Source organism: Adhaeribacter aerolatus, from assembly GCF_007991635.1.
GTDB classification, from domain to species: domain Bacteria; phylum Bacteroidota; class Bacteroidia; order Cytophagales; family Hymenobacteraceae; genus Adhaeribacter; species Adhaeribacter aerolatus.
In genome coordinates, this window is record NZ_BJYS01000016.1 from 130,374 (window position 1) to 152,931 (window position 22,558).

Annotated in this window: 17 protein-coding genes and 1 other RNA gene; 13 read left to right on the forward strand and 5 right to left on the reverse strand. The window is 44.9% G+C overall.

Going from position 1 to position 22,558, the window contains the following annotated elements; genetic code table 11:
* Positions 1–407 precede the first annotated feature (407 nt).
* The 5 genes from AAE02nite_RS11865 to AAE02nite_RS11885 all read left to right on the forward strand — a co-directional run bounded on the left by AAE02nite_RS11865 (position 408) and on the right by AAE02nite_RS11885 (position 5,329).
* The gene (locus AAE02nite_RS11865; RefSeq protein WP_146897949.1) at positions 408–1,265 is read left to right on the forward strand and encodes an N-acetylglucosamine kinase; all 858 of its coding nucleotides are present in this window, start codon (positions 408–410) and stop codon (positions 1,263–1,265) included.
* 177 nt (positions 1,266–1,442) lie between these two features.
* Entirely contained in the window at positions 1,443–2,315 is an 873-nt protein-coding gene (locus AAE02nite_RS11870) for a DUF2279 domain-containing protein (protein ID WP_246150991.1), read from the forward strand.
* A gap of 209 nt (positions 2,316–2,524) precedes the next feature.
* Entirely contained in the window at positions 2,525–3,493 is a 969-nt protein-coding gene (locus AAE02nite_RS11875; RefSeq protein WP_146897950.1) for a Smr/MutS family protein, read from the forward strand.
* An 83-nt stretch (positions 3,494–3,576) separates the two neighbouring features.
* Positions 3,577–4,032, forward strand: an RNA gene (gene rnpB / locus AAE02nite_RS11880) — RNase P RNA component class A.
* 130 nt (positions 4,033–4,162) lie between these two features.
* A complete protein-coding gene (locus AAE02nite_RS11885; RefSeq protein WP_146897951.1) occupies positions 4,163–5,329 on the forward strand; it encodes a sigma-54-dependent transcriptional regulator in 1,167 nt (388 codons plus the stop codon).
* A gap of 99 nt (positions 5,330–5,428) precedes the next feature.
* On the opposite strand, the gene AAE02nite_RS11890 is transcribed toward AAE02nite_RS11885, so the two are convergent.
* Positions 5,429–6,421, reverse strand: coding sequence for a long-chain-fatty-acid--protein ligase (locus AAE02nite_RS11890; protein WP_146897952.1), 993 nt, complete (start codon positions 6,419–6,421; stop codon positions 5,429–5,431).
* 75 nt (positions 6,422–6,496) lie between these two features.
* Here AAE02nite_RS11890 and AAE02nite_RS11895 point away from each other — a divergent pair, with 75 nt between their 5' ends.
* Positions 6,497–7,024, forward strand: a complete 528-nt coding sequence (locus AAE02nite_RS11895) for a hypothetical protein (RefSeq protein ID WP_146897953.1) — start codon at positions 6,497–6,499, stop codon at positions 7,022–7,024.
* A gap of 124 nt (positions 7,025–7,148) precedes the next feature.
* Here AAE02nite_RS11895 and AAE02nite_RS11900 read toward each other — a convergent pair whose 3' ends face one another.
* The gene (locus tag AAE02nite_RS11900) at positions 7,149–9,563 is read right to left on the reverse strand and encodes an alpha-ketoacid dehydrogenase subunit alpha/beta (RefSeq protein ID WP_146897954.1); all 2,415 of its coding nucleotides are present in this window, start codon (positions 9,561–9,563) and stop codon (positions 7,149–7,151) included.
* Positions 9,564–9,743: 180 nt separating this feature from the next.
* Between AAE02nite_RS11900 and AAE02nite_RS26950 the strand changes: the two genes are divergently transcribed.
* Positions 9,744–10,529 carry a DUF1573 domain-containing protein gene (locus AAE02nite_RS26950; RefSeq protein ID WP_146897955.1) on the forward strand — a complete coding sequence of 262 codons (786 nt, stop codon included), beginning with the start codon at positions 9,744–9,746 and terminating at the stop codon, positions 10,527–10,529.
* A 361-nt stretch (positions 10,530–10,890) separates the two neighbouring features.
* On the opposite strand, the gene AAE02nite_RS11910 is transcribed toward AAE02nite_RS26950, so the two are convergent.
* Positions 10,891–13,068: an endonuclease gene (locus AAE02nite_RS11910; RefSeq protein WP_146897956.1), complete on the reverse strand. Its 2,178-nt coding sequence runs from the start codon at positions 13,066–13,068 to the stop codon at positions 10,891–10,893.
* 911 nt (positions 13,069–13,979) lie between these two features.
* On the opposite strand from AAE02nite_RS11910, the gene AAE02nite_RS11915 reads away from it, so the two are divergent.
* On the forward strand, positions 13,980–14,474 hold the full coding sequence (locus AAE02nite_RS11915) for a DinB family protein (protein WP_146897957.1): 495 nt from the start codon (positions 13,980–13,982) through the stop codon (positions 14,472–14,474).
* A 17-nt stretch (positions 14,475–14,491) separates the two neighbouring features.
* Positions 14,492–14,713, forward strand: a complete 222-nt coding sequence (locus tag AAE02nite_RS11920; RefSeq protein ID WP_146897958.1) for a hypothetical protein — start codon at positions 14,492–14,494, stop codon at positions 14,711–14,713.
* Here AAE02nite_RS11920 and AAE02nite_RS11925 read toward each other — a convergent pair.
* A complete protein-coding gene (locus tag AAE02nite_RS11925) occupies positions 14,710–15,690 on the reverse strand; it encodes a helix-turn-helix transcriptional regulator (protein ID WP_146897959.1) in 981 nt (326 codons plus the stop codon). The two genes, AAE02nite_RS11920 and AAE02nite_RS11925, sit on opposite strands and share 4 nt — an antisense overlap.
* A 600-nt stretch (positions 15,691–16,290) precedes the next feature.
* Between AAE02nite_RS11925 and ald the strand changes: the two genes are divergently transcribed.
* Together ald and AAE02nite_RS11935 are read left to right on the forward strand one after the other, a co-directional pair.
* Positions 16,291–17,415, forward strand: a complete 1,125-nt coding sequence (ald, locus tag AAE02nite_RS11930; protein WP_146897960.1) for an alanine dehydrogenase — start codon at positions 16,291–16,293, stop codon at positions 17,413–17,415.
* A gap of 107 nt (positions 17,416–17,522) precedes the next feature.
* Positions 17,523–19,442 (forward strand): LTA synthase family protein, encoded by a 1,920-nt coding sequence (locus AAE02nite_RS11935; protein WP_146897961.1) that lies wholly within the window; start codon positions 17,523–17,525, stop codon positions 19,440–19,442.
* Between the two features lie 3 nt (positions 19,443–19,445).
* Here the strand turns inward: AAE02nite_RS11935 and AAE02nite_RS11940 are convergent, their stop codons facing one another.
* Entirely contained in the window at positions 19,446–19,907 is a 462-nt protein-coding gene (locus AAE02nite_RS11940; RefSeq protein WP_146897962.1) for a type I restriction enzyme HsdR N-terminal domain-containing protein, read from the reverse strand.
* A 194-nt stretch (positions 19,908–20,101) separates the two neighbouring features.
* On the opposite strand from AAE02nite_RS11940, the gene AAE02nite_RS11945 reads away from it, so the two are divergent.
* Both AAE02nite_RS11945 and AAE02nite_RS11950 read left to right on the forward strand, forming a co-directional pair.
* On the forward strand, positions 20,102–20,875 hold the full coding sequence (locus AAE02nite_RS11945; protein WP_146897963.1) for an AMP nucleosidase: 774 nt from the start codon (positions 20,102–20,104) through the stop codon (positions 20,873–20,875).
* The gene (locus AAE02nite_RS11950) at positions 20,868–22,520 is read left to right on the forward strand and encodes an amidohydrolase (RefSeq protein WP_146897964.1); all 1,653 of its coding nucleotides are present in this window, start codon (positions 20,868–20,870) and stop codon (positions 22,518–22,520) included. The genes AAE02nite_RS11945 and AAE02nite_RS11950 overlap by 8 nt, the downstream gene beginning before the upstream one ends.
* Positions 22,521–22,558 lie beyond the last annotated feature (38 nt).

Sequence of the window (22,558 nt, forward strand, 5' to 3'; positions counted from 1 at the left end):
GTGCAAGCCAGAAACTATCTGCCACCTTGGAATTTTGTACCCCGATTACCTTTATCGCATCAAATGGTCGGCCCCGGAAGCGTTAACCCTGTTGGCAAAAAGGCTATTCACCTCATAATTTGGGAGTTTATTTCCTTATTCCTACGGAATTTATTTGCATATTGGTGCCCGGTGCCGATTAATTAAAACTTAAAAGACAGGCGTAGATACACAATTTTATGTTAAAATATGCTGAACATCTTTCAAATTATTACAGAATTGTTATACATTTATTAATAATTTAAATAAGTTTACAAGCCCATTGACTTTTAGTAGCTGTTCCTGTAACCAGCCGGATTAATTAAGTGGGCAAAATCAGATTATTTATTTTAATTAAATATTCACCCAAAATATCTTCGAAGCTATCTATGATTATTATTGCTGATGGTGGTTCAACCAAAACGAGCTGGTGCCTGATTACAGAATCTAATTCTAAAGTCTATTTTAATACCGAAGGGTATAATCCGTATTTTTCCGATACTCCCGTTATCATATCTTCGCTACAAAGGAGCCTGCCTGAAAATTTAAAGAAAACAGAAGTTACGGAATTATATTATTATGGTGCCGGCTGCTCTACCCCCGAAAATAACGAAATAGTAGCAGCGGCCATGCGGGCTGTTTTCACCAACGCAAAAGTAAAAGTAGGTCACGATTTACTCGCTGCTGCCCGGGCATTGCTGGGCGTAGATGCCGGTTTTGCTGCCATTTTAGGCACTGGTACCAACACTTGTTATTATGATGGCTATGATGTAACCATGAACATCGACTCTTTAGGTTATTTCCTGGGCGATGAAGGTTCTGGTTCTTCTTTGGGCAAGCGCCTGCTCCGGGACTATATGCGGGGCTATTTGCCCGAAGGCATGTCTAAAATTTTTAAAGATACCTACGAGCTCGATAACGAAGCCATTTTTGACCACCTCTATAATAAGCCTTTACCAAACCGTTTCCTGGCTAGTTTTAGTAAATTCTTGTACGAGAATAACAACTTCTCTTATTCCCGTGAGGTAGTTAAAGAATCGTTTGATACTTTCTTTAAAAATCTGGTTTGCCATTATCCGGGCTACCAGGAGCATACTTTTAACTGCGTAGGTTCTGTAGCTTATAACTTCCGCGATATTCTGGAAGAAGTAGCGCTGGAAAACGGCATGGAAATGGGTACCATCATCCGGTCGCCAATAGATAATCTGGTTTACTATCACCAGGTATTAGCCAAAAGCGATTTATAATATTTTATACTGATTAATATAAAGGCTTCTGTTTACCAGCAGAAGCCTTTTTTATTTATTAGCGGCATACCTACCTTTGCTCCAAATCTGGCATTATCTGGCTTGAAGCTAAAATTCCTTTGTAATCAGCAACTATTACTATTTACCCGTTTAAAAAAATTAAGCTGGCTAGCCTTATTGTGCCCAATTGGTTCTCTCCAGGTATCAGCGCAACCTGCTACGGCCGCTCCGGATAGCATAGCACCCGCCAAACATATAAAATTAGCGGCCGTCGGCTTAGCCATCGGTTATACGGGCATGTTAGTTGGCCTGAGCCAAACCTGGTACGAGCAATCAGAAAAAACAAGCTTCCACTTTTTCAACGATAACCCAGAGTGGCTTCAATTAGATAAAGCGGGCCATTTCTGGGGCGCTTTCCACGAGAGTCGCCTGGGTATAGAAGCCCTGCGCGCCGCCCGTGTACCCGAACAGAAAGCTATTATTTACGGCAGTTTACTCGGGTTTGCCTTACAGTCGCCTATCGAATTACTGGATGGTTATGCGGCTGATTATGGCGCTTCCGTGGGCGACTTGAGCGCTAATGCGGCTGGTTCTTTGGCGGTACTGGTGCAGCAACTAGCCTGGGGCGAATTAAAAATATTGCCTAAGTTTTCTTTTCACCGGACCGCTTACGCAAATTTGCGGCCCAATGTATTGGGTAGCAACTTACCCGAAGAATTGTTAAAAGATTACAATGGGCAGACCTATTGGTTAACTGCAAATATTTCTTCGTTTTTACCGGCGCAAAGCGCTTATCCCAAATGGCTGAACCTGGCGCTGGGTTACGGTGGGCAGCGCATAGTTTACGGCATGCCCCAGGAAAACAGGCAGAATGGTTTTGATGCTTACCGGCAATATTACTTAGCTCTGGACTTGAATTTATTGCATGTAAAAACCCGGCATAAACTATTACGCACGGCCTTCAGCCTCATCAGCATGGTTCATTTACCGGCCCCCACATTGGAGTACAACCGCAAAAAAGGCTTCCGTTTTCATCCGGTATATTTTTAAGGATAGTAGTCAGCCAGGTAAAAGCAACAATATTTTAAGGTTCATATAAAGAATATCGAATACCACAGAAATTTCAGAACTTCAACCTTAAACCAGTTAACTTTGCCCCAGCTAATCGTTATTACTAAAGTTCTAAAAAGAACTTAAAGAGTAACCTTGCTCTTTAATAAAAGAATAACGTAATATTTAAAAAAAAGAAATTAAGCAAGATGAATATAGGTGATCGGGTACGTTTGCTGCATGGCAAAGAACAAGGCATTATAACCCGCTTCCTGGATAATAACCAGGTAGAAGTGGCCATTGATAATGATTTTACGATTCCGGTTTTGCGCCGCGAAGTAGTGGTAATAGCCCCGGAAGAAGATAAATTTTTTGGTAATAATTCGAGTACCGCAGTGCCGGAAACAACCATTTCCAGAACAGCTAATATTCCCCAGCCGGTTCCGGCCAGCTTGGGAATTTACGTGGCCCTCACCCACCAATCGCCGGAACTGTTGGCAGTTACTATTATTAATAATTCTGATTATGATTTGCTCTTTACTTACGGCGAAGAAAAAGACGAATACAAAGGCATTATCAACGATAAATTAAATCAGAAATCGTTTAAAGTGGTAAGCCACCTGCATTTAAACGATTTTGATAAATGGCCGGCGCTGGTACTGCAATATTTACAGCACCGGGCCTCTGCCAAAACCTTGCTGGAACCTGGTTTAAAGCGTTTCCGGTTTAAAGCGGCCTCTTTCTATAAAAGCAAAAAAATGGCGCCGCTGGTAAAAAAAGAAGCTTATTTATTTCAGGTAGATGCCAAACCCGAGGCGGTGGATCTGAAAAAATTACAGGATAAGCTTACCGAGCCGGAACAACCTACGGGTGAAACTTACACCTTGAAAGCGCCCTCCCACGAAGTTGATTTACACATTGAGAAATTAACGGACGCAGATTTTAGCAAAATGAGCAACAGCGAAATATTAAAACTGCAACTAAATACTTTTCAGGATAACCTGGACCGGGCGCTAGCGGCTAACATGCACGAAATAATATTTATACACGGTACCGGCAATGGTGTGTTGCGCAACGAAATTCAGAAACTGCTGAGCCGGAATAAAAATATTAAATATTTTGAGGATGCCCGGAAAGAAAAATTTGGTTATGGCGCTACCCTCGTGCGGCTTAAATAATTTTGTAGTAAATGCTCGTTTCGGATTAAAGCAACAGGCGTAAGAACCAAATACGAAAGTTATTGGTTAAATTTGAATAAAATATGGCAAGCCGTCTTATCGCTGCGCTGCAAGGCGGAGAGGAAAGTCCGGGCAACACAGAGCATCCTACTTCCTAACGGGAAGGGTCTTTTCGGGGAACGGAAAAGATACAGCCAGTGCCACAGAAAATTACCGCCTTTACAGTAAAACAGTTAGCAGTAAACAGTTACCAGATTATTCTGATGACTGATACCTGATAACTGTAAACTGAAAAGGTAAGGGTGAAAAGGTGCGGTAAGAGCGCACCAGTACGTCCGGCGACGGCGTAGCTGGGTAAACCTTAGGAGTTGAAAGACCAAATAGGTCCCGAACGTGGAGTTGCTCGCTCCCTGGTAGCTTCGGCTGCTTGTCGGGATGGGTAGGTTGATGGAGCCTGGGCGTGAGCCCTGGCCTAGATAAATGATAAGAGTTGCAGCTTTGCTGCGGCACAGAACCCGGCTTACAGGCTTGCTATATTTTTATTTTCTCTTTCTGCTTGTGGTCTTCCTTTCCGCAAAAATATTCCCGGGTTAAACTTCTTTCGCATTTGCACGTCTAATCGGAATATTTTTTCAATATTGTACGCTCAGATTTTCATTAAAATATAAGATGCCTAAAATATTAATCATCGACGACGAACGCGCCATCCGGAGTACCCTGAAGGAAATTCTCGAATACGAAAATTATACCGTAGACGAGGCCGAAAACGGGGAAGTTGGTTTAGAACTGTTATCTAAAACCAAATACGACGTGGTGCTTTGCGATATAAAAATGCCCAAAATAGACGGCCTGGAAGTGTTGAACCGGGCCATGGAATTTGTACCCGATACACCTTTTATCATGATTTCGGCTCACGGTACCATTGATACCGCCGTAGAAGCAACCAAAAAAGGCGCTTACGATTTCCTGCAAAAGCCACCCGATTTAAACCGGCTGCTAATTACCGTGCGCAACGCCATCGATAAAATAAACCTGGTTACCGAAACCAAAAAGCTGAAGAAAAAAATATCGAAAAATTACGAAATGGTGGGCAACTCACCCGCGCTGGAAAAAGTACGCCGTGCCATTGAAAAAGTAGCGAAAACCGATGCCCGCGTTTTGATTACCGGTCCGAACGGCGCCGGAAAAGAAATGGTAGCCCGCTTGCTGCACGAGCAAAGCAGCCGGGTCACCGGTCCGCTCGTAGAAGTAAACTGTGCCGCTATCCCAAGCGAACTCATCGAGAGCGAATTGTTCGGCCACGAAAAAGGCTCTTTTACGTCGGCGGTAAAGCAACGGATTGGTAAGTTTGAGCAAGCCAACGGCGGCACGTTGTTCCTGGACGAAATCGGGGACATGAGTTTATCGGCGCAGGCTAAGGTTTTACGCGCCTTACAGGAAAACAAAATTACCCGCGTTGGCGGCGAAAAAGAGATTTCGGTGGATGTGCGCGTGGTGGCCGCTACGAACAAAGATTTAATAAAAGAAATTGAAGCCAAAAATTTTCGGGAAGACTTGTACCATCGCCTGGGCGTAATTTTAATTCACGTGCCGCCGCTAAACGAACGGCGCGAAGACATCCCGGATTTGGTAAATAAGTTCTTGCAGGATATTGCCAACGATTACGGCAACAAACCCAAAACCATTTCGCCGGCGGCCCTCGCCTTTCTGCAAACCCTGGATTGGCGCGGTAATATCCGCCAATTGCGCAATGTAGTGGAGCGTTTGGTTATCATGAGCGATGATGCCATTACCGAAGAAGATGCCCGCACCTTTGCCCTACCCGCTACCGCTTAAACACTTTCAGTATTTAATATAAACAATAAAGCTACTCCCTATTAAAGTAGCTTTATTGTTTATAAATATTACTATTTCAGATATATAATAACCTATATCTCAACCAATCATTAAATTACAGCCCCGAATATCAGAATTATCGAAACGACCTAAAACTTCAAAAGAGCCGCCCGGGTGCAGCTTGCCAATATCTTTGGTTTCCAGGAAGGCGCAGGAATCTACATTGGCTAAATCAATTACATTAATTCCACCCGATTTAAGCTGATTGCTGATGGTCAGCGGGTCGTTCATATCCCGGAGAAATATTTTAAGCGTAGGTGCCGGTTTAAATATGCCCTCACCCAGCGAATAAGCCTGCGATAATAGTTCGGTCATGCCATATTCCGAGTGAATGGCCTTCACGCCAAATGCCTGCTGCAAAACTTCGTGGAGTTCTGCCCTTACCATTTCCCGCCGCCGCCCCTTCATGCCGCCAGTTTCCATTATGATTACATCGACCAGGCTGCCGGGTTTTACCGCTTCGGCCAAATCGAGCAAGGCATAGGTTACCCCTATCAGCAAAACTTTTTTCCCGGTTTGCCGGGCCTGTTCTATTTGCCGGAGCAACGCAGTAAAATCGTTTAAATAAAAACCGGGTACACCCTGGCCCGAGTTCTTGATGAAATAATCAACCATGGCTACCAGCGATGAATCTCCTTGCTCCAGGTAAGAAGGCAGCAAAGGCAGAAAAATATAGTCGGTTAGCGGGCCGTAATAGTATTCGAATAACCGTTGGGCATTTTCTTTGTAAAATATATCATCGGGTAAATAATGGCGGCTGCGCGTGGTTTGGGTAGTACCACTGCTTTGATAAACTACCTTAGCCTCAAAGTTTCCGGTGGAAATGCGGTGTGTTTTAAAAAATTCGATGGGCAGAAATGGAATTTGGGTTAATTCTGTAATTTGGTCCGGATCAATTCCGCGCAAATAGATATATTGCCGGTAAACCGGATTATGTTCGGCCTGGTACCGGAACAAGGCTAAAGCATGGGCCTGCCAGCTTTCAGGTGTTAATTCCGGAAGAGAATTTTTAAAAGAAGAATTCGTTAACATTCTAAAATAACCATATAACAATTGCGGGTGTCAATCGTTAGAATTAGTAAAAATACCTCAAATTTTTCTTATTGAATGAAAAGTTTACGCCTTTACCAGCTAATGCTCTTCTCCGGAATTTTACTGGCCCTGAATGCCTGCCAGCATCCGCCGGATTACGACGAAAGACCGAATCTGGAATTTAAAAACGTGGAAAAATATTCTTCGCTGGAGAATGGTGTTAAAAAAGATTCGCTCATTCTGGTTACCCGTTTCGAAGATGGTGACGGCGATTTGGGTTTGAGTAATGAAGATATCAGCAGCCCGCCTTTTAACCAGGGGAATAATAACATTAATTATTTCGTAGATATTCTGATTAAAAAGAATGGCGTATTCGAGTCCTTGCAACTGCCGTCCGGGTTTACCTTTAATGGACGTTTTTTTCGCTTGGCGCCAGATGGGCGGATAGGCCCCATTGAAGGGGACTTGCGCTACAGCATTGTGGTACGCGAAAACCCACTCATTACATCAAACGATATTTTAAAATTCCGGGTGCGCGTACGCGACCGCGCTTTACGCGAAAGCAATACGGTCATGTCAGAAGAAGTGAAAGTTTTAGAATAATCCTGAAGCAATATATAAAAAGAAGGCTTGGTAAATTATTGCCGGGCCTTCTTTTTTAGCAGTTTAGCAGCTCTTTTACCTCATTAAATATCTGCAAATCATAGAACAAATAATATTTGCTGCATTAATAAATAGCCGGATATTTAGCAGGATTGGCTTCGTGCATCATTTCGTAAACCGCATCAAAAATATCTTCAGGGTTAGGTTTAGAAAAATAATCACCATCGGAAGAATAAGACGGGCGGTGTTCCTGGGCGGGCACGGTACGCGGCGGTGAATCGAGCCAACGATAGGCTTCCTGTTCTTCCACTACCTTTTGCATCATAAAGGCCGTGCCGCCACCAGGCACATCTTCATCGGTAAATATTGCCCGGTTCGTTTTCCGGATGGAATCGGCGATCAAATGATTTAAGTCAAAAGGCAGTAAAGACTGAACATCAATCACTTCGCACCGGATATTAAACTCCTCTAACTGGCGGGCAGCTTCCATTACCACACGGCACATCGAACCGTAAGTTACAACGGTAATATCTTCGCCTTGTTTTAAAATTTCGGGCACGCCCAGCGGCAAAGTAAATTCGCCAATGTTTACCGGTAAGCGTTCTTTCAGGCGGTAGCCGTTCAGGCTCTCAATTACTAGAGCCGGGTCATCGCCTTTAAACAGGGTATTGTAAAAGCCGGCAGCCTGGGTCATGTCGCGGGGCACCAGAATATGCATACCACGGAGGCTGCTCAGGCAAAGGGCAATTTGCGAACCGGAGTGCCAGACTCCCTCCAGGCGGTGACCACGGGTGCGGACAATTAAGGGCGCTTTCTGTCCGCCCTTGGTCCGGTACTGCAAACAAGCCAAATCATCGGATAATATCTGAATGGCATAAAGCAAGTAATCCAGGTATTGGATTTCGGTAATGGGCCGGAGGCCGCGCAAAGCCGCGCCTATTCCCTGCCCTACTATCGTACACTCCCGGATACCGGTATCGGTAACGCGCAATTCTCCGTATTTTTCCTGCAAGCCGGCAAAAGCCTGGTTTACATCGCCAATTTTACCGACATCTTCGCCAATGGCAAACAGGCGCGGGTCGCGGGCCAGGGCCGCATCAAAACAAGCCTGCAGAACCTCCCGGCCGTCCACCAGTGGGCTATCGGGGGTGTAAACGGGCTTTACTTCCGGCACCAGCAACGGCGATTCTTCGGACTGGCTGATTACATAAGAATTATAGCGTTCGGCATTTTCGCCGGTTACTTTTTCTATCCAGCCAATTAAATCTTTTTTAACCTGATTTCTATCTTTCCGAATAAAACGCAAAGCTTTCTTTACGGCCTTAATGGCATCGTAGCGGTTCGGCGTAACCGTTTTGCGCAGTTCCAGCGTTATTTCGGTTAGCTTGCCGGCGTACTCACTTGTAGTCTGGTTAATAACCTGCTCCAGCAAACCTAAAGCTTCCTCCTGGTCGGCAATAATTTCGCCGATATAAGCAGCCCAGGCTTCGTTGCGGGCCTGGCGCACTGTTTCTTTCGCTTCGTTCTCTAATGCATTCAGCGCATCGGAAGTGGCGTATTCGTTAGCCAGAATCCATTCCCGCATTTTTTTAATGCAGTCGAATTCATCTTCCCACTGCAAGCGCTCTTTCGATTTATACCGTTCGTGCGACCCCGAAGTGGAATGGCCCTGGGGTTGTGTCATTTCTTCTACATGAATCAGCACCGGTACGTGCTCTTCGCGGCAAATAGGCACCGCTTTGGCATAAACCTCTAATAAACCGGCGTAATCCCAGCCTTTAACTTTAAATATTTCGTAACCCTGCTCGCCTTTACCGTTACGCTGAAAACCCGCCAGCACCTCCGAAATGCTGCCTTTGGTGGTTTGATATTCCGAAGGAACCGAAATGCCGTAGCCATCGTCCCAAACCGAGACCAGCATGGGAATCTGCAACACGCCGGCGGCATTTATAGCTTCGAAAAAAGGGCCTTCGGAGGTAGAAGCATTGCCAATTGTACCAAAAGCCACTTCGTTGCCATTTACTGAAAACTGTTCCAGGTGTTTTAAGTCCGGGTTGTGGCGGTAAAGCTTAGATGCATACGCCAACCCGACCAGGCGGGGCATCTGGGCCGCAGTAGGTGAAATATCGGCACTGGAATTTTTACTTTCGACCTGGTTTTTCCAATTACCATCTTCGTCTAGTAAGCGGGTGCCAAAATGACCGGTCATGCACCGCCCGGCCGTAGCGGGTTCATATTTTTCGTCGGCGTGGGCATACAACTGGGCAAAAAATTGTTGCAGCGTTAACTCTCCAATAGCAAACATAAACGTCTGGTCGCGGTAATAACCGGAACGATGGTCGCCTGGCTGAAAAAACCGGGCCATAGCCAACTGCGCCACTTCTTTGCCATCCCCAAAGATTCCGAATTTAGCCTTGCCCATAAAAACTTCTTTGCGTCCGATAAGGCTGGCCTGCCGGCTTTCGCAGGCAATCCGGTAATCTCTTAAAATCTCCTCTCTGTTAAGCTTTTCCGTTCTTACCAGTTGTTCTATGTGCATGTTATTCTATGAGTATCGCGGGTAAATTATATACAATATTAAGAAAAAGGTTCAGTTTATCAAATTAGCGGCTTTTGCTGACTTTTAAGGGTAAAATAATGGTTAAGAAATGAACTTGTTTTTTATCTTTTTTCTTTATATTTGTGTGTACAGTATTTTAAAAATTTAAAGCCTTTAGAAATGAAAACGAAATCTATACTTTTTCTGATATGTCTTTGTTTTGCGACAATGGCCAACCGGCTTTATGCCCAGGGTACGCTTAAATTTGAAAAAGAAACCCATGAATTTGGCAAAATAGCGCAAGGAGTTCCGGTTTCTTACGAATTTAAATTTAAAAATACTGGCAACGCCCCGGTTGTCATTTCTAATGTGCAAGCATCTTGCGGCTGTACTACCCCCGAATGGACCAATACCCCGGTTCTTCCTGGCAAATCCGGCTTTATTAAAGCTTCTTACAACGCAGCTGCCATGGGTGCTTTTAACAAGAGCATTACTGTTACTTCAAACGGAACTAACAGTACCCAGGTTTTGTATATTAAGGGTACCGTAGTTGATAAAGCAGAACTGAAAGCTTCTTTAACACCAGAGCAAAAAGCCCTGTCGCCGCGGGCTACGCTAACCAATGCAGCGCATAACTTTGGCAAATTAGAGAGTGGTCAGAAAGCGGTAACGAAGGTAACGGTAAAAAATACCGGCAAAAAAGAGTTAACTATAGATGGTATTCAGTCGGCCTGCAACTGTGTTACCTATAAATCTTTAACTCCAAAAATAAAACCTGGAAGTGAAGGAATTGTGGAACTAACTTATATTCCGCGGGTGTTAGGAGACCAAACAGAAATAGTAAAAATTTCTTCTAACGATATTGTTTCGCCGGAATTATCTTTTAACTTAAAGGCGAAAGTAGTGCAGAGTTTATCTGCTCAGAGTGTATTAAAGGAGAACAGCGCAGCTGTTCCATTTAAATAGATTTTTTCATAGTTTTATTTTGACTAATGGCAGTGATGGAATCGCTGCCTTTTTTTATTTTAAGGGAGGTCTCTAGCACAAATAATTCAAATACTTCTTTAATAAAAATAAAGTTAATCCTGACTCTTTGTTCCGTATCTAATTTATCAGAATTTAGAAAGGGAGCTATTGGTTAATACAGGTACAATTTCCCCACCACAGCTTTATAATCCACCTATATTTCCGTTAGCAACTGCTCTCCGGCTGTGCATAGCGTTAGCGTAGCACTTTACGCATTTCCTGAATTGCCAATCTCTGATGAGCGATTATCGTTAATATGGAAGTTAAAAAGGCGCCTCCTCTTTTCACCGCTTTTCAAAAATCAGCCCAGCCCAAAAGCAAAATCTATCTTTCCTACCCATTCCGGATGATCGATTAGGGGGTTTCGGTTGCCCTGCACCTTAAAGATTTCCGCATTGCGGTGGAATTCATATTTACTTACCGGATCTTTCTCGTGCCAGCCTAACAGCATCTCTATCCGGTCATTGGTATATTCTTTTGCATTATTGTTAATTTCTCCCGGATAGCGGAGCATAAAATATAAGGTAGCCCGGGCTACAGCGCCATGGCCTTGTGATGGTTCAAAGCTATTGCCTTCCCGTTTGCCGCAACCCTGCCGAATGGCCTCCTCAAAATCTGCAAACTCAAAGAAAGGAGTGTTCCCTCTAAAGGAGTTGCAGGTTGTTTCACAGGCAAACAGGTGATGTAAATCCGATTTCATGGGATCTCGCTTAGCAAACCAGGATTGCGGAACCACGTGCTCCGCATTATAAGGCGCTCCTGCCTCTAAAATATCCAGGTGTTCGGCCATTGCTGCCTCACTCAGACTACCTATGTGGGATAATTGTTCTCTGGCTTGGCTCTCTAATCTTTCAGTAATTTCAAAGTCATTCCGGATAAAGGTTTCCGGTGCATACACTTCCCCCGTGTAAATACTGTGCAGCATTTTGTCCGGATGTAAATCTACTCTGGGATATAAATGCTGATGCCGGGCCTGATTGTAAGTTAAGCGGGTGGTATGGCTCTTTTCTAAAAGTTCATGCAATTGCTCGTATAATTCCCGCCCACTTAAATCACCAACCTGAATATTTTTATAATACGCCTCTTTTGCGGCTTTGTCTTTGGCCTGGTCATAATAGGGTTCATTGCGGGCAGCTTCCAGCTCCTGTAGGGCCTCCCGGAGGTCGGGAGAATCTTGTTGCCTCCTTGGGATTTCATCTTTAACTACTTTAGCAGAAGCAGTATCAGCACCGGAAGTTACACCGGTAATGGCATTTACGGGTGCAGCTTGGTTAATATTAGCAGTTCCATTTAAGGGCATTATTTGGGGAGATCCTACCTGTACGGTAATGTGCAAAGGAATGGTAAAAGTATAACTATTACCGCCACCTGGTGCAGCAATAGTTGGTTGAGGCAGATTAGTTGGCGTTATAGAAGCCATGGCTGCTGCTTCAAAAGGATGCGGCGGTTCTTTGTGGAGTAATTCATCTCTCAAAGGCTCCCAGGCGGTGGCAATGCGTTGTTTTTTAACAAAATTAACAATACTACTTACCCTCACACCCTCATTGGCCACCCAAACTAAATCGTTGGGGTCCATACCGTTCCGCCAAACAGAACCATCTTTAGCAATCAGATTACCTCCTTCCATTTTGGGCACGCCGGAATGATGCAAGGCCACCACTTCCCACTGGTCGTTATAAACCGGGGAACCAGAGGAACCCGGCTCCGTGTCGGTTTCGTAATGGGCGAAATCATCTAATAAATCAACTAAACGGTTAGAGCGTAACACAATTTGCTTGGCTTCTCCCTGGGGATGCTGCACAATATTTAAGGTATCGCCGTGAATAACTTTCCCTTGGTCGGCAATTAACCGGTTCCAGCCAAAACGTTTGAGTTCGATATCGTTAAAAGAGCGTTCCCGGACCGCAACAATTGTGAAATCTAAGTTTTTATCGGTCATGAAAAAGGCCTGCGGCTCCAATCCATACGTCACCACCGGTAAGAGTCTTCCATAACGGTCGTATTGGTAATCAAACTCTACTTCACTATTAACTGCTTCCTGGGCACTGCTTAGGACATGATTATTGGTTATGAGTAAACGGGGCGAAACCATGAAACCGGTACCATAGCCAATAGTTCTGCCCGGACTGTTGCGGATTTGAATACGGCACACGAAACGGGAAACCGCCAGAGCCAGTTCTAAAAAGTCCATTCCCAGAAAATCAGATTTACCAATTACGCGTTCAAAACTTACGTTTTCTATCAAAAAAGAAGTGGGCGAACCTTGCCCCAATGAAGCAGCCAGGCTGGAAGATGCTTTAAAGGCTTTTTCCTTACTGGCGGCGGCGGAAAGCCTGTTTAGCCGCATTTGAATGCGGTCAGCAGACTCCACTGCAACTACCCCTTCATGCTGTAGCTTCTGTTTGTTTCCCTCTCTGATGTTTTCCCGAGCCTGCCACCTGGCAGCCGCTTGTTCCGCTATTGTCTTGTAAAAATCCATATCTTAAAATTTTTGGTTTAACAGTGGAATCAGGCAAATTGCATTTGCTGCTTTATAAAACGGTAAAACATAATAAAATGAGCCAGATGCTAAATATTGGATAAGATTAGTGTAATAGCAATACTTATTTTTAAGTATTTTATCCTGTAAAAAACCTTAATGGAGTTAGAATAATTAAACTTAAGAAAAATGTTCTTCTCACAAACCTATATTAAAATTTTTGCTTCCCAAGGGAAAACAGGCGCTCGTCCATCCCACTCCATTGGCTCCTCTCTATCTTGGGAAATCTCCTTCCACTTTTTGTGCACCGCAGTAGCCAGCCATTTTTGCACATGCTATTCGGAAGCAGGACTGAGCGGATCCGCTGTTCCAAAATCAGAAAAGTTTGCTACAACCACCACTATGTTATCAGAATTGGCTGTCTACGAAGCCAAGTCAATGCGTGCACATCATCATTAAAATCAGGATGGATGAATGCTGTGTCATTTACTGCCCGTACATCATGAGTTGTGCGGAACTTAATTAATCTGATGAGAGACAGGCCGCTATTCTGTAAAAAATTAAACAAGCGTTTATTACGGACAACTATTACATCATGGGGTGTCGGGTAAATAATAGCTTGAGAAATATTACAGCAACTTAATTTCCGGCAACCGATTGCTTTGCGGACGGTCCATTCAAAACTTGGTTCAACAGCTGAATTTTAGCCCAGTAATACCGCCCGGATGTATTTCTTTATATTTCTTTTGTCAGAAACCAACTTTCTGTATGTTCTTATAAAGGCCATTTATAGCCTGTTTACAACTTGCAAACGAACATAATAAATTTTTTAAATACTGCTGACAAGCTGTTGTCATGGTGGGCCTGTAGCTTTACTTCATTCATAAACTATTACAATAATAATTTGAACTATGGACAACACTATCACTGAAAACAAAGTTACTTCCGTTATCACCGCCGCTGAACTGCTGGCACATTGGCAAGGCCACCGGGGCCTGACCCGCCGGGTAATTGAAGCTTTTCCGGAAAAAGAACTTTTCGAATATGCTATTGGCGGTATGCGGCCATTTGCCGGTATGGTTCAGGAGCTGCTGGCGATTGCGGTTCCGGGCCTCCGCGAAATAACTGGCGGCCCAACAGAGGAACTGAATGAACACCTGGACCAGGCTACGAGTAAAGCCAATATTCTTGCTTTATGGGATGAAGCAACTGCTGAAATTAACCGGTATTGGGCCCTGATTCCGGCCGAAAGATTTCACGACACTATCCTGACCTTCGGCCAATACGAAGGCACCGTATGGTCTTCTATCTTTTACTTTATTGATAATGAGATTCACCACCGGGCCCAGGCATTTGTGTATTTACGCTCCCTGGGCATAGAACCACCTTTCTTTTGGGCAAGATAAACGCGATGCAGCACCCTATGAAAACGGTACTGGTATTTAAAACATCGGTTACAACCAGCAGCAAAATCCAAAAGGTTAAACCCTTGCTAGATAAACTGATGGCTAGTGGTGAAAAATGGAACTTTGACCTGGAGGATTGTGACAATATCCTCCGGGTAGAAGCCATATCGTTGCAACCGGATGCAATCATCCAAAATCTACAAAACGCGGGTTTTATCTGTGCAGAGTTAGCGGATTAATTTAAAACCTCACTTTTTAGTTGAAGATTGATTCTAGCTTTTTCTAATAGCTCGTTAACGCGTTCACGCAAAATTTCGGGTTCTATAATTTCGGCACAATCACCAAACATTAAGTACCAACGAGGTAAACCGTGTTGGATATCGGCGGTCATAAAGGTCATCTCTATTTTATCGCCCATTATCTTCTCCGACACAAACCCATAGTACTTACGTCCGGTTTGAATGTACCTGGCTGTTTCTTTATCAACCCGAATAACCACCTTGGTTTTTAGCGTAGAATCGTCTGTTTGCCGGTAGTGCTCAATATTTCCGTGTTCTTTCGTAAAAGGTACACTCGTTCGCTTTATTTCCAGTATTCTATCGGTACGGAATTGCCGGTATGCTGCCCGCAGGTGGCAAAAAGCCATTACATACCAGTAATTGTTTTCGTTGAATAAGCCGACAGGCTCAATAAAACGGTTGGTAGATGCATCTGAGTAAAGCGATTGATATTGCAGCATAACTTGCTTTTTCTCCGCTATGCTGTCCAGTAATATGTTTAAGGCATCTGGTGTATTCTGGTTAAATAGTTCCTGACCAAAGTTAACCCATATCTGCGTTTCCAGGGCAGCTACCCGGTCCTTAGCTTTGCCTTTGAGCGCTGCTTTTACTTTGTACATCGCAGATTCGTGGTAAGCGCCCAGGCTTTTATCACTGAATTTCTGCATCAGTTTTTCGGCAGCCACAAAACTGCTGGCTTCTTCCTGGGTAAACATAACCGGTGGTAAGCGGTATTCTTCCATTAAAGAATACCCCACCCCGGCTTCGCCGCTGATAGGCACGCCGGAAGCTTCTAAGGAGCGTATATCGCGGTACACCGTACGGAGGCTTACCTGAAAACGATCGGCCAACTCCTGGGCCTTTACCACCCGGCCCGATTGCAGGTGAATCAGGATGGCCACAATGCGATCGAAACGGTTCAGATTATCAGGGTTCATGGCTCAAATATAGGCGTTCTCTAAAATAGCAGAAATAAATGCAATAACGAATGTAAGCTCACTGTCTTTTTAAAGAAGTGTCTATTTGATTTACCACTTCAATTATTCAAGCTATTATTACTTATAGGACTTTCGCAAAATTATTGAAAGTCCCCCTTCGGAGGGGGCAAGGGGGAGGATTTACAATGTTAAAAAACCATTTTGCGAAAGTACTAACTTATTTATTTCCCCATAACAGTTCTGCTAAACATAAGCGCCTACTGATATTAATTTACCAGCCCCCTGCTTACCAGCTTGAAACAACTATTTAAAATAACAGCTTACCTGTTAACTAACAGCCCAATTATATCTTATATAAATCGAAAAACTTCTTTACCTCCTCCTCCCTTTATCAGGTTCAGACCCCAATAGAATTCTAAGACTTTCTTCTGAATTATTCAGGCAAAATCCGCAACTACTTTTGAATATTTATATTAAGTATTACCTGATAAAAGTTACTATTCTTTTTAGAAAGTTCTGGAATTCCCACTAATCATAATCTGAGAAATACTCGTAAGGGTTGTATATTTGCGCCCTTAGTAAACCTAATTCCTGAAATGAATGATAATAGGACTTCCTAAAGAAATTAAAAATAACGAAAACCGCGTTGCCTTAACCCCCGGCGGCGTAGCAGAACTTATAAAACACGGACATACCGTTTACGTGCAAGCGGCGGCCGGTTTAGGCAGCGGTTTTACAGATACTGAATATAAAAACGCCGGAGCTAGTATATTATCCGCGATTGAAGAGGTATATGCTGCGGCCGAAATGATTGTAAAAGTAAAAGAGCCTATTTCTTCTGAATATTCGCTCATTAAGGAAGATCAGCTCCTTTTTACCTATTTCCATTTTGCCTCTTCGGAAGAATTAACCCGGGCCATGATGGAGCGGAAAGCTATTTGCCTGGCTTATGAAACCGTAGAGAAAACAGACCGCACCTTACCCCTGCTCATCCCCATGTCGGAAGTAGCCGGCCGCATGGCGCCCCAGGAAGGCGCCAAATACCTGGAAAAACCCATGCAGGGCCGCGGTATTTTATTAGGAGGCGTACCGGGTGTAAAACCGGCTAATGTGCTGGTACTGGGCGGTGGTGTAGTTGGCACACAGGCTGCCAAAATAGCGGCGGGCTTAGGGGCTCATGTTACCATCATGGATATTAACCTGGCCCGCTTGCGCGAACTCGACGACATTATGCCGGCCAACGTAGACACCCAAATGTCTGACGCTTATAATATTAGAGAAGCCATAAAATTTGCTGATTTAATTATTGGGGCCGTTCTGATTCCGGGAGCCAAAGCGCCCCACCTGATTACCCGCGACATGCTGAAGGAAATGAAACCGGGTACTGTTCTGGTGGATGTGGCCGTTGATCAGGGTGGCTGCATCGAAACCTGCCAACCTACCACCCACGAGAACCCGACCTTTGTTATTGACGGCGTTGTACATTATTGTGTGGCTAATATGCCCGGAGCGGTGCCTTACACCTCTACCCTGGCCCTAACCAACGCTACCCTGCCCTACATTGTGCAGGTGGCTAACAAAGGCTGGAAAGGTGCTTGCCTCATCAACGAAGATCTGAAAAAAGGCCTGAATGTGGTAAAAGGAGAAGTGGTTTACAAAGGCGTAGCCGAAGCCTGGAATTTAAATCTGACGGATGTAAACGAAGTACTGGCCGCGGCTTTATAAAATTTTATTCTTTCCGTACTTTTGCAAAAGCCTTTCTGCTGGTTACCGGAAAGGCTTTTGTTCTTTACAATCGCTTAGTACTCTTTTTTCTTCCTGGCACCGTTTTCATGTTCCATTATTCTTTAAAAATTACGTTCCAGCGCTTAAGCATATTGCTATTATTTTACTTAGGTCTGCGATGCGCTTTCTTTCTTTTTAACCAGGATGTTTTTGAGGCGGCGCCACCGGCTCAAATATTGCTGGCCTTTCTGCACGGCCTGCGTTTTGATGCAGCCGCCCTGCTTACCATTAACCTGCCTTTTATTGCACTTTCGGTTTTCCCGAATATTTCATCGCTCCGCAACCGAAAGTACCAGCAGTTTTTGCGCATTCTTTATGTGCTGCTAAATACGGTTTTCTTCTTCGTTAATTTAATTGATATTGAATATTTTAAATTCATCGGGCGGCGCACTTCCAACGAGCTCTTAATTATTACCCAGGACATTGCCGACCAGGCCAGCCATTTGGCCGTGGATTATTGGTATTTTATCTTTTTAACCCTGCTTTTGGGCTTTATATTAAACCGGATATACCCCGTTTACCGGGAACCCCGGCGCCCGGAACAGGCTAACTGGGATTTGCAGCGGGTGTTAGCCATCTTTTTTTTAGGTATATTTTGCACCTTAGGCATCCGCGGCGGCACACAGTACAAACCTCTGCGCATCAGCCACGCTTTTGTACAGGAACCGGCAGTGCTGGGTAACCTGGCCCTGAACAGTACTTTTACCTTTATCCGCAGCCTGAATAATGCGCCACTGGAAAAGGCCAATTACTTTGCGAACCAGGCTGCCGTGGCCCGGCACCTGGGTTTTTCGCCCCAAAAGTACGCCACCCAAAAGCTCCCGCCGCAGCCCGAAAACGTCGTAATTATTATCCTCGAAAGCTTTGCCTCCGAATATATTGGCTATGAAAATAATGGCCGCGGCTATACACCTTTTTTCGATTCGCTGGCGGCCCAAGGCACTTTTTTCCGGCATAACTATGCTAACGGCAAACGCTCTATTCTGGCCCTACCTTCTATCCTGGCCGGCCTGCCCTCCCTCATGGACGATCCTTTTATTTCTTCAGTCTACGAGTCGAACCAATTATTTGGGCTCGGTTCAATTCTGAATCGGGCCGGCTATACCACCTCTTTCTTTCACGGGGCGGCCAACGGTACCATGGGATTTAACGCTTTTACCAAATCTATTGGCATAACGCATTATTATGGCTTAAACGAGTACCCCAAAGAACTAAAAGAAAGGGATTACGATGGCCTTTGGGGAATTGTGGATGAGCCCTACCTGCAATACGTGGTAAGACAACTAACAAAGCAAAAACCACCTTTTGCCGCTACGGTGTTTACGCTCAGCTCGCACGACCCTTATTTTGTGCCGGCAGAACACCGGGGTAAATTTCCGAAGGGTAATTTGCCCATCCACGAAACCATTGGCTACACCGATTATGCATTGCGGCAATTTTTTAAATCGGCGGCCCGGCAACCCTGGTACCAAAATACGTTGTTTGTACTAACCGGCGATCACACCCATAAAAGCAAGGTAAAAGACTATAATAATCTGGTGGGTATGCACAAAGTACCTTTGCTTTTTTATCATCCAGGTAAAAAATTCCCGGCTTACAATACAGTCAAAATATCCCAGCACGCCGATATATTGCCAACCCTGGTCCATTACCTGCAGGTACCCACAAATAAATTATTACCATTCGGCCATTCTCTACTCGATTCGGCAACTACCGGCCAGGCACTTTTATACCTCGAAGGTGTTGCCACGCTCTTGCACCAGGATTATATTACCCAACTTAACCCCAACGAAGAGTTAAAACTATACCAGTATCAATTGCACGGCCTGAAACGCGCACCGCAAGCGCCTGATGCCAAGCGCCGGCAATACGGAGACGACCTGAAAGCCTATCTGCAATATTTTAAAAACGGCTTAATCGAGAATAATCTTTATTACTGGATTCCTTCTAAGTTACCTGCCCAATAACCATTACAGATTCAGTTCCAGCTCCGAGAAAGGTGGAATAATTTCCAGGGGTTTGTACTCTTTGGTTTGGAAATTTACTTCCCAGCAGTAATGCTGTAGGCCATTGGTTAACACCACGTACCGGGCTCTGATCTGCTGATTATATACGCTGGCCTGCTTAACGGTCGCTGCCGAAATGGTTACCCCAGCTGCTTTGCACTCAACCAGCATAACTGGGTGGCCGCTGGTGCCGTAAACGCATAAATCTGTTCTTTTGGCTAATTGGTTGTAGGTGGTGCCGCGTTCAATCGCCAGTAAACTTTTCGGGTATTGCAGGTGCCTAACGAGGAAATTAATAAAATGCTGGCGTACCCACTCCTCGGGTGTTAAGGTTACGTATTTCCGGCGGATAAAATCAAAAATCAGGCTGGATCCGGCGGAATGTTTAATTTTGTAATCGTAAGCGGGTAAATTAAGCTGCTGCATTTTAAAAATTATAAAGCTGGCGCCAAAGATAATTACCTGGACGCCGATTGCCGACACAACAGGTTATTACCCGCAGTTACCCGGTTTGAAAGCTTTGCAAGCGCAGTTTTAAAGTACTTGACGTAAGTCCTAAATTAAACAAAAGATATTTAATCGCGCCAAAATATTCTAATGGCTGTAAAATAAAACATACCATGAAATCGAAAGATGATATTGTTAAGAACTGGTTGCCCCGCTATACGGGTACTCCTTTAAACGAATTTGGTGAGTACATTTTGTTAACCAATTTTCATAATTATATAGATTCATTCTCTGCCCGTTACAATGTTCCTGTTAAAGGAATAGGTAAACCCATGCAAACGGCCACCGCCGAAAATATTACCATCATTAATTTTGGAATGGGCAGTGCCATGGCTGCCACGGTAATGGATTTATTATCGGCCGTACGGCCAAAAGCAGCTTTGTTTTTAGGTAAATGCGGTGGCCTGAAAGACAAAGTAAAAGTAGGCGATATTATTCTGCCCATTGCGGCCATCCGGGGCGAAGGTACCTCGGATGACTACCTGCCACCGGAAATTCCGGCGCTACCCTCCTTCCGGCTGCAGCGGGCGGTTTCTTCGATGATTAAAAAATACGAACTCGATTACTGGACCGGTACCGTGTATACCACCAACCGGCGGGTGTGGGAACATGACGATGAGTTTAAAGAATATTTGCGCAAAGTGCGGGTGCTGGGCATTGATATGGAAACGGCTACCATTTTTGTGGTAGGCTTCATGAATAATATTCCGCACGGTGCGCTGCTGTTGGTTTCAGATAGCCCCATGACCCCGGATGGCGTAAAAACCGCTGAGAGCGATTTAAAAGTTACTTCTAACTTTGTGGAAAAACATTTAAATATTGGCATCGATTCCATGATTGAACTCCGCGATTCCGGCGAATCGGTTAAGCACCTGCGTTTTGAATAAAAAGTATCCGTTCCTGGCTTTCTTTATTTTAAGTTTTGGCTGGTTTACGGGTTGCCGCCAGCCTGAACCGGCCGACCTGATCATCTACAACGCCCGGGTGTATACCGCCGACAACGACTCCACGGTAGCCGAAGCTTTTGCCGTAAAAGATGGTAAATTCCTGGAAGTGGGTGGGTCTTCCTTTATCCGGACGAAATACAAAGGGCAGCAGGAGCTTGACTTAAAAGGCAAACCGGTTTACCCCGGCTTTATTGATGCCCATGCGCACTTTTATGGCTACGCCCAAAATCTAAGACAAGTCGATTTAGTGGGTACCAAATCGTTTCGCGAGGTAATACAACGCTTGGAAACCCACCGGAAAAAGCACCCTGATACGCCTTGGTTGCTGGGCCGCGGCTGGGACCAGAACGATTGGCCGGAAAAAGAATTCCCGACCAACGACACCCTGAACAAATTATTCCCTGATGTGCCGGTATTTATTACCCGGATAGACGGACACGCTGCCCTGGTTAATGCCAAAGCTTTGGCCATGGCTCAGGTTACACCTGCCACATCTGTTTCGGGCGGGTTAATCGGAATAGAAAATGGCAGGCTTACCGGCTTATTGGTAGATAATGCGCAAGGGCTGGTCTCGCGCAAAATACCGCCGCTGCAAACCGCTGATTTGGTAAAGGTATTCCTGGCGGCTCAGGAAAACCTATTTGCGGTGGGCTTAACCAGTGTAGTAGATGCCGGCCTCGAAAAACCGGTTATTCAACTGATAGATTCGCTGCAAAAAGCCAAAGCCTTAAAAATGCGCATTTACGCCATGCTGAATCCGTCGGAGGAAAATAAAAGTTATTATTTTAAAAACGGGCCTTACCACACGCCCTATCTGCATGTTCGTTCTTTTAAAGTTTATGCCGATGGCGCGCTGGGTTCCCGGGGCGCCTGCCTGCTGCACCCTTACCACGATAAGCCCGGCCAAACCGGTTTTTTGCTGCAAAACCAAACGTACTACCGCCAATTGGCCAAACAACTGAACCAACTGGGTTTCCAGATGAACACCCACGCTATCGGCGACTCTGCCAACCGGCTGATGCTGAATATTTACGGCGAGGTATTAAAAGGGAAAAACAACAAGCGGTGGCGCATCGAACACGCGCAGGTAGTCCATCCGGCCGATGTGCCAAAATTTGGCAGGTTTAATATTATCCCATCGGTACAGCCTACCCACGCCACTTCCGATATGTACTGGGCCGCCGACCGCCTGGGACCGGAACGCATCGCTCATGCCTATGCATATAAAACCCTGCTGAAGCAAAACGGCTTTATTCCTTTAGGCAGTGATTTTCCGGTGGAAGATATTAATCCTCTGTATGGTTTTCATGCGGCAGTAGCCCGGCAGGATGCTAAAAATTACCCCAACGGCGGCTTTGCAAAAAATAATGCCCTCACCCGCATGCAGGCACTCTATGGCATGACCCGCTGGGCCGCTTACGCCAACTTCGAAGAAAATGAAAAAGGAAGCATCGAAAGAAATAAATTGGCCGATTTTGTAATATTAGATCAGGATATTATCACGACTGCCTTGCCAAATTTAAGAGCCACCAAAGTACTGGCAACCTACTCCAACGGCGAATTAGTTTACGGCAGAAATAAATAATATGCGGTACATCTGGGCCCCGGGATAAAGCAAGGCAG

Excerpts from the sequence above, each read along its gene's own strand:
- AAE02nite_RS11865 (WP_146897949.1), top strand. The coding sequence starts at position 408 with ATGATTATTATTGCTGATGGTGGTTCAACCAAAACGAGCTGGTGCCTG.
- AAE02nite_RS11875 (WP_146897950.1), top strand. The coding sequence starts at position 2,525 with ATGAATATAGGTGATCGGGTACGTTTGCTGCATGGCAAAGAACAAGGC.
- AAE02nite_RS11885 (WP_146897951.1), top strand. The coding sequence starts at position 4,163 with ATGCCTAAAATATTAATCATCGACGACGAACGCGCCATCCGGAGTACC.
- AAE02nite_RS11890 (WP_146897952.1), bottom strand. The coding sequence starts at position 6,421 with ATGTTAACGAATTCTTCTTTTAAAAATTCTCTTCCGGAATTAACACCT.
- AAE02nite_RS11895 (WP_146897953.1), top strand. The coding sequence starts at position 6,497 with ATGAAAAGTTTACGCCTTTACCAGCTAATGCTCTTCTCCGGAATTTTA.
- AAE02nite_RS11900 (WP_146897954.1), bottom strand. The coding sequence starts at position 9,563 with ATGCACATAGAACAACTGGTAAGAACGGAAAAGCTTAACAGAGAGGAG.
- AAE02nite_RS26950 (WP_146897955.1), top strand. The coding sequence starts at position 9,744 with ATGAAAACGAAATCTATACTTTTTCTGATATGTCTTTGTTTTGCGACA.
- AAE02nite_RS11910 (WP_146897956.1), bottom strand. The coding sequence starts at position 13,068 with ATGGATTTTTACAAGACAATAGCGGAACAAGCGGCTGCCAGGTGGCAG.
- AAE02nite_RS11915 (WP_146897957.1), top strand. The coding sequence starts at position 13,980 with ATGGACAACACTATCACTGAAAACAAAGTTACTTCCGTTATCACCGCC.
- AAE02nite_RS11920 (WP_146897958.1), top strand. The coding sequence starts at position 14,492 with ATGAAAACGGTACTGGTATTTAAAACATCGGTTACAACCAGCAGCAAA.
- AAE02nite_RS11925 (WP_146897959.1), bottom strand. The coding sequence starts at position 15,690 with ATGAACCCTGATAATCTGAACCGTTTCGATCGCATTGTGGCCATCCTG.
- ald (WP_146897960.1), top strand. The coding sequence starts at position 16,291 with ATGATAATAGGACTTCCTAAAGAAATTAAAAATAACGAAAACCGCGTT.
- AAE02nite_RS11935 (WP_146897961.1), top strand. The coding sequence starts at position 17,523 with ATGTTCCATTATTCTTTAAAAATTACGTTCCAGCGCTTAAGCATATTG.
- AAE02nite_RS11940 (WP_146897962.1), bottom strand. The coding sequence starts at position 19,907 with ATGCAGCAGCTTAATTTACCCGCTTACGATTACAAAATTAAACATTCC.
- AAE02nite_RS11945 (WP_146897963.1), top strand. The coding sequence starts at position 20,102 with ATGAAATCGAAAGATGATATTGTTAAGAACTGGTTGCCCCGCTATACG.